At 35.9% G+C, this 635-nt stretch carries 1 protein-coding gene and 1 pseudogene; both read right to left on the reverse strand.

Translation table 11 applies throughout. The annotated features are described in order from the left end of the window. Positions 1-299, reverse strand: a 299-nt coding sequence (locus ACFIK6_RS10195; protein WP_375642780.1) for a recombinase RecT, incomplete at its 3' end; no start/stop codon positions are given. A gap of 72 nt (positions 300-371) precedes the next feature. Continuing rightward, positions 372-635: pseudogene (locus ACFIK6_RS10200) on the reverse strand (hypothetical protein); the annotation flags it as partial.

Genomic DNA, 635 nt, shown 5'->3' on the forward strand with positions numbered 1-635 from the left:
AGTTGATCTTGAAAGGTCATGCCATCAAAGTCAGGATTTGATTTGATGATCTTTATCCAACCGTCGATAGAAACAACGGGTATGATGCCGCCGCCTTTTTTAGGGAATGCATAGATTTCTTTTGTTAAAGGGTTAAGTCCATAAGTATTGGCAACAAAAAGAAAAACGGCAAATTCTGCATCAGTGATGACATTAGCATTTTTATCTCCAATACAAGTTTTTATGATTGTGGTTCGAAATTCTTCAGCAGAAAATCCATATTTTTCTGCCATTTCTTTTAAAAAAGTAGAATTTGTCATCTTGATTTCCTACATTGCGCGCAATTCCCCCGTGGCGTGAATCACGCTTGTGTTTAAAAATTGTTTGTGTGGTTAAATTTTTATGTCTTGAGGAATTCTCGTGTTTCCGCGAATATTAGCTAATCCACGAATTTCGGCATTTCTAAAAATCTTGACTGCGTCATAAATGCGAGCACTATCATAAACTTTTGCATCTCCAAAAATCTCAACATTTCCATAATTAACATCATCCTCATACGTGAAATTGGAGCATGATATAATGACATCACCATAAACTTTAGCATTGTTATAAATGAGAGCAGGACCACAAATTATTGCGTTCCCATATACACGAGC

The organism is Bartonella sp. AS69XJJH (genome assembly GCF_042195585.1).
Lineage (GTDB): Bacteria > Pseudomonadota > Alphaproteobacteria > Rhizobiales > Rhizobiaceae > Bartonella.